12 protein-coding genes and 1 pseudogene are annotated in these 14,392 nt (G+C 55.5%); 7 read left to right on the top strand and 6 right to left on the bottom strand.

Annotated features, from left to right (window positions below; translation table 11 throughout):
• Positions 1–2: 2 nt before the first annotated feature.
• Positions 3–1,172 carry a DNA polymerase Y subunit UmuC family protein gene (locus tag M8T91_RS11880; protein ID WP_301414380.1) on the top strand — a complete coding sequence of 390 codons (1,170 nt, stop codon included), beginning with the start codon at positions 3–5 and terminating at the stop codon, positions 1,170–1,172.
• Positions 1,172–1,369, top strand: a complete 198-nt coding sequence (locus tag M8T91_RS11885; RefSeq protein ID WP_301414381.1) for a hypothetical protein — start codon at positions 1,172–1,174, stop codon at positions 1,367–1,369. Before M8T91_RS11880 ends, M8T91_RS11885 begins: the two co-directional genes overlap by 1 nt.
• Positions 1,370–1,686: 317 nt before the next feature.
• On the opposite strand, the gene M8T91_RS11890 is transcribed toward M8T91_RS11885, so the two are convergent.
• The 3 genes from M8T91_RS11890 to M8T91_RS11900 form a co-directional block, all read right to left on the bottom strand.
• Positions 1,687–2,655 carry an acyltransferase family protein gene (locus tag M8T91_RS11890; protein WP_301414382.1) on the bottom strand — a complete coding sequence of 323 codons (969 nt, stop codon included), beginning with the start codon at positions 2,653–2,655 and terminating at the stop codon, positions 1,687–1,689.
• Positions 2,656–2,657: 2 nt separating this feature from the next.
• Entirely contained in the window at positions 2,658–3,851 is a 1,194-nt protein-coding gene (locus M8T91_RS11895) for a serine hydrolase domain-containing protein (RefSeq protein ID WP_301414383.1), read from the bottom strand.
• A gap of 77 nt (positions 3,852–3,928) precedes the next feature.
• Entirely contained in the window at positions 3,929–4,396 is a 468-nt protein-coding gene (locus tag M8T91_RS11900; protein ID WP_301414384.1) for a pilin, read from the bottom strand.
• Between the two features lie 379 nt (positions 4,397–4,775).
• On the opposite strand from M8T91_RS11900, the gene pilB reads away from it, so the two are divergent.
• The 5 genes from pilB to M8T91_RS11925 all read left to right on the top strand — a co-directional run bounded on the left by pilB (position 4,776) and on the right by M8T91_RS11925 (position 9,694).
• Positions 4,776–6,485 (top strand): type IV-A pilus assembly ATPase PilB, encoded by a 1,710-nt coding sequence (gene pilB, locus M8T91_RS11905; RefSeq protein WP_301414385.1) that lies wholly within the window; start codon positions 4,776–4,778, stop codon positions 6,483–6,485.
• A gap of 151 nt (positions 6,486–6,636) precedes the next feature.
• The gene (locus M8T91_RS11910; RefSeq protein WP_301414386.1) at positions 6,637–7,851 is read left to right on the top strand and encodes a type II secretion system F family protein; all 1,215 of its coding nucleotides are present in this window, start codon (positions 6,637–6,639) and stop codon (positions 7,849–7,851) included.
• A gap of 20 nt (positions 7,852–7,871) precedes the next feature.
• A complete protein-coding gene (locus tag M8T91_RS11915) occupies positions 7,872–8,744 on the top strand; it encodes a prepilin peptidase (RefSeq protein ID WP_301414387.1) in 873 nt (290 codons plus the stop codon).
• A gap of 75 nt (positions 8,745–8,819) precedes the next feature.
• Positions 8,820–9,422: a dephospho-CoA kinase gene (coaE, locus tag M8T91_RS11920; protein ID WP_301414388.1), complete on the top strand. Its 603-nt coding sequence runs from the start codon at positions 8,820–8,822 to the stop codon at positions 9,420–9,422.
• 20 nt (positions 9,423–9,442) lie between these two features.
• Entirely contained in the window at positions 9,443–9,694 is a 252-nt protein-coding gene (locus M8T91_RS11925) for a DNA gyrase inhibitor YacG (RefSeq protein WP_436970301.1), read from the top strand.
• Between the two features lie 31 nt (positions 9,695–9,725).
• Here the strand turns inward: M8T91_RS11925 and mutT are convergent, their stop codons facing one another.
• The 3 genes and pseudogenes from mutT to secA all read right to left on the bottom strand — a co-directional run bounded on the left by mutT (position 9,726) and on the right by secA (position 14,328).
• The gene (gene mutT / locus M8T91_RS11930; RefSeq protein WP_301419085.1) at positions 9,726–10,139 is read right to left on the bottom strand and encodes an 8-oxo-dGTP diphosphatase MutT; all 414 of its coding nucleotides are present in this window, start codon (positions 10,137–10,139) and stop codon (positions 9,726–9,728) included.
• Positions 10,140–10,160: 21 nt separating this feature from the next.
• Positions 10,161–11,362 (bottom strand): annotated as a pseudogene (gene argJ / locus M8T91_RS11935) (bifunctional glutamate N-acetyltransferase/amino-acid acetyltransferase ArgJ).
• 224 nt (positions 11,363–11,586) lie between these two features.
• A complete protein-coding gene (gene secA / locus M8T91_RS11940; protein WP_301414389.1) occupies positions 11,587–14,328 on the bottom strand; it encodes a preprotein translocase subunit SecA in 2,742 nt (913 codons plus the stop codon).
• Between the last annotated feature and the right edge of the window lie 64 nt (positions 14,329–14,392).

A 14,392-nucleotide genomic window follows, 5' to 3' on the forward strand; every position in this document is an offset into this window, starting at 1 on the left:
TCATGCTCTGGCTCTGTATTCAATTGCCCACACTGCCCCTGGAAGCCCGCAATCCCATCCCCACAAAGGGGGAACAGAGCGGGGCTCTGGCGGTGGGCGAACAGCAGCGGATTGTTGCCCGCATCCACCCCGCCGCTGAGGGCGTTGTGGCCGTGGGGCTCAGTAGCGCCACCATCTGCGCGCGCACTAGCAGTCTTCCGCTGCTGCAACGGGACCGGGCACAGGAGCAGCAGCAGTTGGCGCAACTGGCCCAGTGGGGCTGCCGCCCGGCCTGCCTGCTGCTGGATTTAAGTGGCTGCCTGAAAACCTGTGGCGGACTCAGGGTCCTGCTGGATCAAGTGCAACAGGCACTGGAACAGATGAACCTCAACGGGCTCATGGGCCTCGGCCACAACCCCAGTGCCGCACGCCTGCTCAGCCAGTTGCCATCGCATCGGCGGTGGCTGACACACACCCATAGCGCGCCCAGCCCGCAACAGCGGCAACAGTGGATCGATAGCGCCCCGAGTAAACTCCTCGACTGCGACCATCGCACCATTACCCAACTCCATGCCTGTGGTATCCGGCGGGTGCATCAGTTACGCACCATGCCCCTGTCCGAGCTGAATTCCCGCTTTGGCCGCTCCTTTGTGGAGTATCTCACCCGTCTAAACGGCAGCCGGCATTATTCGGCCTACGGCGATCACCCCTCTGCCCGGTGCCATAGTGTGCTGGGTCTTCGCACACCGCTGGAAAACCGCGAGCAATTGCCGTTTCCTGCCAGCCGCCTGCTCAGAGCAGTGTGCGAGTCACTGCAGCGCCACCCGTGCTTTCCCCGCGCTCCGCTGGCACCCCAGCGCCTGTTGACATTAACCAGGCTGCAACTGACAAAGGCAGCGCCCGCCCACCCGGTGCGCACACTGCGCCTGGTGTGCAGCCAGCCAGAGCCCCTGGCACGGGAAACAGAAGCACTGCTTGATAAAGGCGGCCAGGCGCTGCTGGACAAACTCAAAGCCCGCCTGGGTCACCAGGCCCTGTCCACGATTGCCTTGAAGGACGGCGACCTGCCCGAGCGGGCCTGGCAGCGCGCCGGCATACCGCCCCTGCCTGGCAGTTGCGCGCAAAAGCGCCCCCCACCTCCGCCTTGTCATCCCCCCGCCCCAACTGGCTGCTGCCCCGTCCCAGCCCATTAGTGCACCGCGGCCACAAGCTGTTTTACCGCGGAGAGTTGCACCTGCTGCAGGGCCCCGAGCGGATCGATGGTAACTGGTGGCAACACGGCCATCACGGGCGGAATTACTATATGGCGAAAGGCGAAAACGGCGGGCTCTACTGGGTCTTTCAGGATCTGACTTCCAAGGCGTGGTTTTTACAGGGGATTTTTTCTTGATTTTGTGTTTTTTAAAGACTTATTCCTATATTCGCTGTAGCACTTTGGCATGCGTGCTCAATCTTAAAAGAGGAACACTTTTGACATCACTTCGCTTTTCTACACTCACCCAATAACTCTCCCTACAAATTCGCTACCTTTGCCAGATCTCAATTGAAAACAAAATATTTAAAATTGTATAAACACAATCAAGAGCGTGCATCTTGGGCTAATCAGTCCTTCTCACGAGTTTAATTTATCTAGACCACTGCTAAACAAGTAGAACTTGATAAATAAGATTTGCCAGAAAAATATTGGCGGAAAAGTTATCTGTTCATTTACAGAATAGCCTTCCTTGTAGCAACTAACGTTTTTCCTCTCCCATTTTCAAGAAATCTTGATTCTAAAAAGTGATAAGATAGCATAGCCCCACCTATACCTATAACGGCCCCCACCAACAATAAAACAGGCCAAGTCGCATTAAATTCCTGAGCGATACGAATTGCTGGATAATGCCACAAATAAATACCGTAAGAAATCCTCCCAAAATAAATCAAGAAGCGATTCAAAAGCCATCCTGGAGGCAGAAAAATAATAGTCAGGGCTGAGGATATCTCTACAATCATCACACCCCAATCCTGAAAAAAAGGATCTTTACTATAATAGTGGAAACAACAAAGCCCAAGCAAAATCAATGGCAGCCAAGAGGTTGCCAATGGTTTAATTTTCCAATGTGCAAGGGCGCACCCCAACAACAAAGCTGAAAGACGAGTATCAAAACTATAATAGGTAACTACCCAGTCATTTTGGACCCACCTCCATGCAGAAAAAAAAACATAGGCAAATATAATATGCCACAATTTTGGCTTTAAGTATAAAAACAATAACGGCCATATTAAATAAAATTGCTCTTCAACTGATAGGCTCCAGGTATGCTTTAGATAGTCTGGAATATCTCCATAAGCTGCCGCATAGTCGGAAAGATAAAAAAAAGCAATGGCAGCATCCCGCAAATGGGGATAGTTCGGTCTTATAGAATAAAAGACCAATAGATAAACCATTAGCATTAGTGAAAGAGCAGGCATTAGACGTCTTGCCCTTTTTTTATAGAATTCAAGAAGTTTTGGTTCACGCTGAAGACTCCGCGTTACCAAATATCCAGAGAGAACAAAAAAAATATCAACCCCGACAAACCCACCAGAAAATCCAGGAACACCCGCATGGAAAAGTACAACCATTGCAATTGCTATGGCTCTTAATCCATCCAAATGTGGAAAATAAGATTTAAGCTTGACTGGCTCATTCATTGTTAATACTGGTTATAATAGTTAGCCAGTGTCTTATACAGAAATTTATTCATACCATCATTTGCAGGACCATTTGGCGCTCCATTCCCCAGCCGAACTGTCACTCCTCCAAACTCATCAATTACCACAGAACCCGCCATCCCGAACAAATGACCTGATTGTATATAAACAGAAAAGGATTGATCATCGAGTCGATATTCAAATAAACCGTACCCAAAGCAATTCTCTAGGAGCCCAACATCGCAATTTTTAACAGGAAATCCGGAAAGCAAATTCAAAGGCTTTCTTGATAGCATAATATTCACTTTATCGGCAAGCGCAGATGCATTCCCGCTTAGTCCCGCCGATGAAGATAAGGCATGAAAATCGAAACTACTTGTATACTCTCTACCAAAAAAATTACTATTGCGAAAATCGTACTCCACTTCATCAGGGAAGTATTCATTCTCTACAAACTTAACGCGCTTACTTTTGAGCGCATATCTAGTTGATATTAAGTCTTTAAATTCTTGTCCCGATACTTGCTCTACTACAATACCAAGAAAACAGTATCCCAGGTTAGAGTATACAAAGCGTTCACCAGGATAAAAATCTAACGTAAGACTTGCTAATCTTTCGGGCTGATATGGACACCATGGTTTTCTCCAAGGTGTGAACATTGGATCGCCACTTCTCTCTCGGTCAAAACCGGCCGAGTGCGTAAGAAGTTGTTCCACCTTAATTTGCTCTACACGTCGATCTTGAACCTCATTCAAAGCAGGGAGAAATTTAATTAAATCATCATCCAATTTTAAAAGTTCATCATTAATGAATTCTAGCGCGGTATCTGCGACAAATAACTTAGACATACTTGCAAAACGGAAGCGCGTATTTTTATCAATTTTTGAAGAGAATATTACTGGCCCTAACCAGCCACTTTCACAATGATGCAATTCGCCTTCGGGTGAAACATATGCCAGCTGATTGGCAAGGGCCCACCCTTCAAAAATTGCATACTCCAAAGCTTCATACATCCAGCCTGGCGCAACTTCAGAGCACTGAATAGTAAAATAAGCTGCTGCAGACTCTATGGGATAAAAAGCCCTCTTGACCTCCAATCTATATGTAACCCAAAAAAAAGTTGGCAGGCCCATAAAAAATAAAATTAAAGTATAAATTACGATCCTTTTTAGCACTTTTGCTCCATTTTTACCCAAGAAAAAGGGCACCAAAGGTGCCCTTCTTGTATGCAGTATTAAATACTATCTGTACTGCAAACTTTGGCTTTTATCACTTAACCTGACTTTTCATCACAGCTTGAAGGTCGATATTCATCATCAACATCAGTAGCGCAGCTCCAAACTCCTTTATTGGTACGAGTCCAGATTAGCTCTTTGCCACTTAGAGCGGTTGCAGCTTGCTGGCCAAATTTTGCTGTAATAGTGGTATCAGCTGTGGAACTAAATGCAATTACTAATCCTGTTGTGTTGGCTCGGGTTGAACCAGAGCCGCTACCACCACCAGTACCGAGCAACAGATTACTCTCGGTCCAACCAAGCGCACAATTGGCCTCAGTGGTAATCCCCTCCAGTAAACAGGTTTCAATCGCTGTTTTCAAAGCTGCTGTCTCCTGCATAACACGGCTAACCTGGGACTTAGCCACATAATTTTGGTATTGCGGAATGGCCACCGCAGCAAGAATGCCGATAATCGCTACGACAATCATTAATTCAATAAGAGTAAAACCCTGTTGCTTTTTCATTGTAACCGTCTCCATACACTTGTCTTGTAAGGTGAATCCCGTGAGGAAGTCGTAAAACAATATACAAGGATTGTGCCAATTCTGACAAGCAAAAGCCTAGGGCCTTTGGCATAAATGGGATCTGTATCACTTATCCTGTCTGCGGCCGTTTCTCGGTAAGCAAGAGCTGACCAGAATCAGCCGTCAGTGACAAAATTTGTCAATATTTAACGAATTGATTTTATATTTTTATCTGACGGCCAATACAGCTTGGTTTGGCTGATAGGGGTTCTTTCGTTATATTTGGCCCTGACCCTTGGCCTTTTTACCCAGAAGTAGTGGGGTAAAATAGCACTCCTCTTTGTCAAGGGTTCGGTAACTTTTTGCGGCGGTGTATTCCATGACAGCTCCCCCCCTCAGCGGCCTGGCCAAACGCCTGGTGGCAGACCAGATTCTCGACGCAACCACGGCTGCTGCTGCCACCCAGGCGGCGCGGCGGGAAAACCAGACCTTTGCCCAGCACGCGGTGGAGGCCAAACTGGTCAAGGCCCGCGAGCTTGCCGGGATTGCCGCCCAAGCCTTTGGCACCCCCTTGTTTGAGCTTGGCAGTTACAACTTCGAGCTGATCCCCAGGGAAGTCGTCGATGAAAAACTGATCGCCAAACATTTTGCCCTGCCCCTTTACCAGCGGGGCAACCGCCTGTTTGTGGCCGTGGCAGACCCCACCAACCTGGCGGGGCTGGATGAAATCAATTTCAACACCGGCCTCAGTACCGACGCGGTGCTGGTGGAGGCGGACAAGCTGGCGAAAGCCATCGAGAGTTACCTGTCCCATAACAGCGATATGGGTGCGGGCCTGGAGGGCATGGACGACGAAGCGCTGGACGCCCTGGAGGTGGGCAGCGACGAGCCGGCACAAGATGACGAAGAACCCGGCGGTGACGAGGCCCCTGTTGTACGCTTTGTGAACAAGGTGCTTCTGGATGCGATACGCAGCGGCGCCTCGGATATTCACTTCGAGCCCTACGAAAAAACCTACCGGGTCCGCTTCCGCACCGATGGCGTACTGCACGAAGTGGCCAAACCCCCCATCCAGTTGGCACCCCGCCTCTCCGCGCGCCTGAAGGTGATGTCGAAAATGGATATCTCCGAACGGCGCGTACCCCAAGATGGGCGCATCAAGATGAAGCTGTCAAAAACCAAGGCCATCGATTTCCGCGTCAACAGCCTGCCCACCCTGTGGGGGGAAAAGATCGTGCTGCGGATTCTGGACCCCTCTTCCGCCCAGTTGGGTATCGATGCACTGGGCTATGAAGAGGAGCAAAAACAACTGTATATGGACGCCCTGGCCCAGCCCCAGGGCATGATCCTGGTGACCGGCCCCACCGGTTCCGGCAAAACCGTGTCCCTCTACACCGGGCTCAATATTCTCAACACCCCGGAACGCAATATCTCCACCGCGGAAGACCCGGTGGAAATCAACCTGGAGGGGGTCAACCAGGTGAATGTCTCCGCCAAGGTGGGACTGGACTTTGCCGAGGCCCTGCGCTCCTTCCTGCGCCAGGACCCGGACATCGTGATGGTAGGGGAGATCCGCGACCTGGAGACCGCCGAGATTGCCATCAAGGCCGCACAGACCGGGCACCTGGTGTTGTCCACCCTGCACACCAACTCGGCCCCGGAAACCCTCACGCGCTTGATGAATATGGGTGTGCCCACCTTTAATATCGCCACCTCGGTGAGTGTGATTATCGCCCAGCGATTGGCACGGCGGCTGTGCAATGAGTGCAAAAAACCCGTCACACTGCCACATGAGGTACTGTCGGCAGAGGGCTTTGCCGCAGTGACCCTCCCCAAAAACACCTGGACGCTGTTCCAGCCGGTGGGTTGCGAGCACTGCTCCAAAGGCTACAAGGGACGCGTGGGGGTGTATGAAGTGGTTCGCATTACCGATGGCATCTCCAGAATTATAATGGAGGGCGGCAACTCGATTCAGATTGCCGACCAGGCCCGCGAGGAGGGCTTCAACAACCTGAGGACCTCGGCTTTGCGCAAAGTGGTCATGGGCATTACCAGCCTGGAGGAGGCCAACCGGGTGACCAAGGATTAAATGTCCCCCTATTGTATCTTCTGCCCCAAAGAGAGCTGGATAAGTTACAGTATAAAACTGGATGCCCTGGCCACTCACGCCAAGCCAGCAACTGCACAAGTGTGCCGGAATTTTGATTGCCACAGTGAAATAACAAGCAGGAATAGCATTTATGGCCAACGCCACAGCGGTCGCCTACCTCTATAAAGGCGTGGATAGCAAAGGGGCCAAGGTCCAGGGGGAGATCAGCGGCACCAGCGCGGCGCTGGTCAAGGCGCAATTGCGCAAGCAGGGCATTATCGCCAACCGCGTGCAGAAGAAACCGAAACCACTGTTCGGCGGCGGCAAGAAAAAAGTCAAGCCCGCGGATATCGCCCTGTTTACCCGCCAGATGGCTACCATGATGAAAGCAGGGGTGCCGTTGGTCCAGAGCTTTGAGATCGTCGCCGATGGCCTGGATAACCAAGGCTTGAAAGAACTGATCTACAAGATTCGAGACGATGTGGCCTCGGGCACCGCCTTTGCCGATGCACTCCGTAAACACCCTCTTCATTTTGATAACCTATTTTGCAATCTTGTCGCTTCTGGTGAACAATCCGGTGCTCTGGAGACAATGCTGGATCGTATTGCCACCTATAAAGAAAAAACTGAGTCTTTGAAAGCAAAAATCAAAAAGGCAATGACCTACCCCATTGCTGTTATTGTGATAGCAATTATTGTCACTTCAATTCTATTAATCAAAGTAGTCCCACAATTTGCCGAAACCTTTTCTGGTTTTGGAGCCGACCTTCCCGCCTTTACTCTTTTAGTCGTAAGCATATCCGAGTGGATGCAAGCAAACTGGTTCTTTGCTTTACTTGTGACAGTTGGTCTTATAGGTGGATTAATTGAAGCCAAAAAACGCAACAAACGCATCGCAGAAGCTTTTGACAGGCTTGTGCTCAAGCTGCCCATATTAGGCAATATCACATATAACTCTATTGCCGCTCGGTTTGCCCGTACCATGTCAACCACCTTTGCCGCCGGTGTCCCTCTAATTGATGCGCTTAAGTCCGTTGCTGGAGCAACGGGAAATTCTATTTATGAGGAAGCAACGCTCAAAATCAGGGATTCTGTTGCCACTGGTATCCCCCTCAACGCTGCCATGCGCGAGTCTGGCCTTTACCCAGTTATGTTAGTTCAGATGACAGCGATTGGTGAAGAGTCTGGTGCTCTAGACGAAATGCTTTCTAAAGCCGCTGACTTTTATGAAGAAGCCGTAGACAATTTGATTGACAACCTCACCACCCTCCTTGAACCTATGATCATGGCAGTTCTTGGAGTGCTGGTCGGTGGTCTGATGGTTGCCATGTACCTTCCAATTTTCAATCTTGGAAATGTAATTTAAGGATAGATAGGTAACACACCTTGGTAAATAATATAGCACTGCTCATAAGCAGCGCTTTTCTTCTCGGCCTGTTGATCGGCAGTTTTCTCAATGTGGTGATTCTCCGCCTGCCCGAGATGATGGAACGGGACTACAAGCGGGAGTGTTTTCGCTACTTTGATATCCAGTTGGATGCTGCGGAGCAGAAAGCCCTCGCCGCTCCATTCAATCTGATGCAGCCCCGTTCCCGCTGTCCCCACTGCCGAGCGGAAATCAAACCCTGGCAAAACGTCCCGGTGATCAGCTATCTGCTTCTGCGCGGCCGCTGCGCCGCCTGCGGTGCTGGCATTTCCGTCCGCTATCCCCTGGTGGAGCTGGTCACCGGGGTCCTGACTGCGGTTGTGGTCTGGCAGCTGGGCTTTACCTGGCAGGCCCTGGCGGGCTGTGGGTTGACCTGGGCCCTGGTGGCCCTGACCGCTATCGACTTCGACAAGCAACTGCTGCCTGACAGTATTACCCTGCCGTTGCTGTGGGCCGGGCTGCTGATCAACCTCCAGAGCCTGTTTGTGCCCCTGGAAGATGCGGTGATCGGGGCCGCGGCGGGCTACGGCGCCCTGTGGCTGGTGTTTCACGGCTTCAGGCTGGTCACCGGCAAGGAGGGCATGGGCGCCGGGGACTTCAAGATCTTGGCCGCCATCGGGGCCTGGTTTGGCTGGCAGGTGCTGCCCATGGTGATCCTGCTCTCGGCAGCGGTGGGCGCTGTAGTCGGGATCACCTGGAGCCTGGTGGCGGGGCGCGACCGCAACCTGCCCATGGCCTTTGGCCCCTACCTGGCCGGCGCCGGCTGGATTGCCATGCTGTGGGGGGAGCGGATACTGCACTGGTACCTGAACTTTGCCGGCCTCGACCACTGATGCCCCTGTGCCCTTGGGCAGACCCGACAACTTGCCGTACACTGGGCTCCGGGTTTCACCAGGGGAGACAATACCTTGTTTAGGGTTGGCCTGACCGGTGGTATCGGCAGTGGCAAGTCGGCCGCTGCCGGGTGCTTCCGCGCATTGGGTATTCCTGTTGTGGATGCGGACTGGGCCGCACGGGTGGTGGTGCAGCCGGGCCAACCGGCCCTGGAGGAGATCGCCCGGCACTTTGGTGGCGCCATACTGCTTGAAAACGGCGCCCTGGACCGGGCCGCACTGCGTACCCGGGTATTTGACGATCCCGCCGAGCGGGCCTGGCTGGAGCAGTTGCTGCATCCGTTGATCCGGGAGGAAATCAGCACCGCACTCAATCGGAGCCCGGGGCCCTACGCCATTCTGGAATCCCCCCTGCTGATAGAGTCGGGCCAGGATCAGCTGGTAGACCGGATCTGTGTGATCGACCTGCCCGAATCCCTGCAGATTGCCCGCGCCTGCGCCAGGGACAGTTGTTCCGGGGCACATGTCAGCAAGGTCATGGCAGCGCAGCTGAGCCGGGAGCAGCGCCTGGCACAAGCCGACGATGTACTGGACAATGCAGCCGGTTTGGCGGCATTGCAGGCCCAGGTGGAAACTCTGCACAACCGCTATCTGCAATTGGCCGCTGCCACACCCTAACTACCGGGGCGCACATTCAGATGACCAGCCCACCAATTACCGGTATCCTAGTCTCCATGAACAAACGCAAAGCCGCCCCCACCTGTAACTGCCCCACCTGCAAGACACCCATCGCGTGGAGTGACCGGTTTCCTTTCAGGCCGTTTTGCAGCGAGCGCTGCAAGTTGATCGACCTGGGCGAATGGGCCAGTGAAGGGCACAGGATAGCGGGCGAACCGGTCTGCGGCGAGGTGCCGGGGGCCGGACCAGGCCCGGACCAACCCAGGCACTAGCCAAGTACAAGCTGGTTCACAAGCGGCTGGATTACCGTCCCCGGGCGCTGTGTGCCGTACCTGGTCGCGCCCTTTTGAGCGCAGTGATTATTCCCCGATTGGCATCGGGAAAGTGGTACTGGTCCAGTGCCCGCAATGCCACCCAGGCAATCTCCTGGCCCTCCCGGCCCTCAGCCTGGCCGGAAAACGCCGTGACCTGCCAGGTATCCAGCAACACGGTTTTTTCCCGGTAGGCATGGCGGATGGCCACCAGCGGCTCCAGTGTGCGCACTGCGATGGCCACTTCCTCGCGCAGTTCGCGGCAAAGGGCCTGCTGGACACTTTCCCCCGCTTCCACCTTGCCTCCGGGAAATTCCCAGCACCCTCCCATATGCTGGTGCCGGAGGCGGCGGGCGATCAGGATTTTGCCGTCGCTGCGCACCACCACCCCAACGGCAACATGCACGGTTTCCTCCACGGTGACTCCTCAGGACCGGTATTCGGCATTGATGGTGACATACCCGTGGGAGAAGTCACAGGTCCAGATATGCTCACTGCAGTGGCCGCGGCCCAGTGCAATATGGATGGTAAAGGCCGCTTTGGCGAACACCGCCGCGCCCTGGGCCTCCCGGTAGCCAGGGCGCGGCTGCCAGCCTCCACCACCGCTACCTCGTCCAGGGAGATATGCACCCGCCGGGTATCCAATCCGCCCCGTATGCCATTGCCAATGGCCATCACCAGCCGCCCCCAGTTCGGGTCCGAGGCGTAGAGGGCGGTTTTGACCAGCGGCGAGCGGCCCACGGCAAAGGCTACCGCCAGGGCCTCCTCGGGGCTTTTCGCCTCCGTCACCTGCACGGTGACAAACTTGCTGGCCCCCTCTCCGTCTTGCACGATCGCCTGGGCGAGGGCGATATGGACCTCTGTGATGGCCTGGCGCAGGGCGCGATAACCCGCATCCCCGGGTGTTATATCCGGCCCGCCCGCCGCACCCGTGGCAATCAGGACACAGGCATCGTTGGTGGAGGTATCCCCGTCCACACAGATGCGATTGAAGGAAGCCCCCACCGCCTCTTTCGCCAGAGTATCCAGCAAGGACTGGGCAATGGCGGCATCGGTGGCGACATAGGCGAGCATGGTGGCCATATTCGGCTGGATCATACCGGCACCCTTGGCGATGCCGGTAACGGTAAGCTGCTCACCGTTGATCTCCAGGGTGCGGCTGGCAGTTTTGGCGCGAGTGTCGGTGGTGAGGATTGCCTGTGCGGCGCAATCCCAGCCCCGCTGGCACAACTGCGCGGCGGCTGGGGGAATAGCGTCCAGCAGTTTCTGCAGCGGCAGGTGCTCGCCGATGACGCCGGTGCTAAAAGGCAGAACCTGTTCCGGGCGCACGGCCAGGGTCTCGGCCACGGCGGCACAGCAGGCCCGTGCATCCTTGAGCCCGCGCGCCCCGGTGGCGGCATTGGCGCTGCCGGCATTCACCAGCAGGGCGCGAATCCGCCCCCGGCGGAGGTGTTCCCTGGCCACCACCACCGGCGCTGCAGCAAAGGGATTTTGTGTAAACACAGCAGAGACAGCGGCGCCTTTGTCAATTTCGACCAGCAACAGGTCATCGCGCTGCCAGTCTTGGAGACTGGCGGGGACGCTGGCAAGGCGTACCCCCTTCACGGGGGGCAGTGGTGATTGGGCCATGGCGGTCACACTCGCGGGCTGCCCCGGCGCAGGGCTTGCAGGGCCTGGTCGGGGCATAAAAAGCAACATTATCAAAGTGATCCGGGCGTCTGACAAGCCCTTTCCGATTTTTTCTGCGGTATACAGGTTTCATTCCGCAGATTATGCTTTCCTGATTGCCAAAAAACCCCCCTGCAATTGGCAGGGGGTTTTCACTGGCTTGCCAGATGCTCTCATCCACGGGACTAAGAGCTTTGGGTGGGGGAAGCCAGCCTACCGTGGCACTGCTTGAATTTTTTGCCGGAGCCACAGGGGCAGGGGTCGTTGCGGCCCACTTTGGGCCCGCGACGGGCAGGAGCGGCTTGTTGCTGCGGCGCGCTCTCCCCCAGTGCCGAGGCCTGGGCGTGGCGCAACTCCAACTGTTGCCTGCGCTGCTCCTCCAGGCGGCGCTGCTCCATCTCCTCCATCTGTTCGCGGGTCATGGGCTCCACATGGGCGAGGATGCGCACCACTTCATGCTTGAGATTTTCCAGCATACTCTGGAACAGGTGGAAAGACTCGCGTTTGAACTCCTGCTTGGGGTTCTTGTTGGCGTAGGCGCGCAAGCCGATGCCCGCTCGCAGGTGATCCATACTGGAGAGATGCTCCTTCCAGAGCTGGTCCAGCACCTGCAGCATAATCTGCCGCTCTATGGTGGGCATCAGGTTGGCATCGCCGGAGGATTCGCCGATCCGCACCACTTTGCCCACATAGGCCTCCTGGGCCGCACTGATGATCTTTTCGCGCAGACTTTCTTCATGCAGGGTGCGGTCCGCATCGAGCCATTGCTGCACCGGCAGTTCAATACCCAGTTCTCCGGCCAGCTGCTGCTCCAGCGCAGGGATATCCCACTGCTCCTCCACACTCTGGGGCGGCACCGAGGCGGAAATCATTCCGTTCACCACATCCGAGCGAATGGCAGTGATGGTATCGCTGATGCTGTCCGCTTCCAGCAGTTCATTGCGCTGGCCGTAGATCACCTGGCGCTGGTCATTGGCCACATCATCGTATTCCAGCAGCTGCTTGCGGATATCGAAATTGCGACCCTCAACGCGACGCTGGGCCTTTTCGATGGCATTGGATACCATGCGGTGCTCAATAGCTTCACCGCGCTCCATACCCAGCATCTGCATAAAGTGCTTGACCCGGTCTGAGGCGAAGATACGCATCAGGTTGTCTTCCAGGGATAGGTAGAAACGAGTGACACCGGGATCGCCCTGGCGTCCGGCGCGACCGCGCAGCTGATTGTCGATGCGGCGGGACTCGTGGCGCTCGGTGCCGACAATATGCAGGCCCCCCGCTTCAATGACCTGATCGTGGCGCTTCTGCCAGTCTTCCTTCACCGCAGCAATCTCGGCCTCGCTGAGTTCACGGCTTCGCTCCTGGCCGAGCGCTGCCACCTCGGCTTCCCAGTTGCCGCCGAGCACGATATCGGTCCCGCGGCCGGCCATATTGGTGGCGATAGTGACGGTTCCGGGGCGGCCCGCCTGGGCGATAATTTGCGCTTCGCGTTCATGATATTTTGCGTTTAGCACCTGGTGCTTGATACCTGCTCTCTGCAACCGGCGCGACATCTCCTCGGAAGTTTCGATGGAAGCGGTACCCACCAGGATCGGCGCCTGCTTTTCGCGGCAGTGCTTGATATCCTCGATGATGGCTTCCATCTTCTCCTCTTTGCTCAGGTACACCAGGTCATTGCGGTCTTCGCGCAAAACCGCCACGTTGGTGGGAATCACCACCACGTCCAGCGCGTAAATCTGCTGGAATTCGAATGCTTCGGTATCCGCGGTACCCGTCATGCCGGCCAGTTTGGGGTAAAAGCGAAACAGGTTCTGAAACGTGGTGGAGGCGAGTGTCTGGCTCTCGCTCTGGATCTGTACCCTCTCTTTCGCCTCCAGGGCCTGGTGCAGGCCTTCGGAAAGGCGGCGCCCCGGCATGGTGCGGCCGGTGTGCTCGTCAATCAGAACAACCTGGCCATTCTGTACGATGTAGTCCACATCCCGGCTGAACAGCACATGGGCGCGCAGCGCGGCGTGAACATGGTGCAGCAGCCCCAGGTTGCCGGGGGCATAGAGGGATTCATCCTCCTTCATCAGGCCGGAACGGGAAAGCAGCTCTTCAATCAGCAGGTGCCCCTGTTCGGTCAACTCCACCTGGCGGGTTTTCTCGTCCACGGTGTAGTGGCCCTCGCCGCCCTCCTCGGCACGAGACAACTGTGGCACCAGCTTGTTCATGGCGGTATACAGGTGGGAGGAATCCTCGGCGGCACCGGAAATGATCAGCGGTGTGCGCGCCTCGTCGATCAGGATGGAGTCCACCTCGTCCACGATGGCAAAATTCTGTGGGCGCTGGGTGCGGTCCTCCTTGCGCAGCACCATATTGTCGCGCAGGTAATCGAAGCCGAACTCGTTGTTGGTGCCGTAGGTGACATCTGCCTGGTAGGCGGCTTTTTTCTCGTCGGGTTGCTGCTGGGAAACAATCACCCCCACACTCAGGCCGAGAAACTCATATACGGGGCGCATCCAGTTGGCATCCCGCGAGGCAAGGTAGTCGTTCACCGTGACAATATGCACCCCCTTGCCCTCCAGGGCATTCAGGTAGGCGGGCAGGGTTGCCACCAGGGTCTTGCCCTCACCGGTGCGCATCTCTGCAATGCGTCCCTCGTGCAGGGTCATGCCACCGATCAGCTGCACATCAAAATGGCGCAGGCCCAATGTGCGGCGGCTGGCTTCACGCACCGCAGCGAAGGCCTCCGGCAGGAGCTGGTCGAGCGTTTCCCCGTCCGCAAGGCGCTGTTGGAATTGTGCCGTTTTGGCGCGCAGCGCCGAGTCGTCCAGCTTCTGGAACGCCCCCTCCAGCGCGTTGATTTTGTCCACGACCCGCCGCATGCGCTTCAGCTCGCGATCATTTTTAGAACCAAAGACCGATTTAATCAGTTTGCCAATCATTGTCTTGAAACCACTTATCTTATGTGCACTGTCAGTGCGAATGCTGGGCAGTGTGCTGCACCGA

Source organism: Microbulbifer sp. MI-G (genome assembly GCF_030440425.1).
Classification (GTDB): domain Bacteria; phylum Pseudomonadota; class Gammaproteobacteria; order Pseudomonadales; family Cellvibrionaceae; genus Microbulbifer; species Microbulbifer spongiae.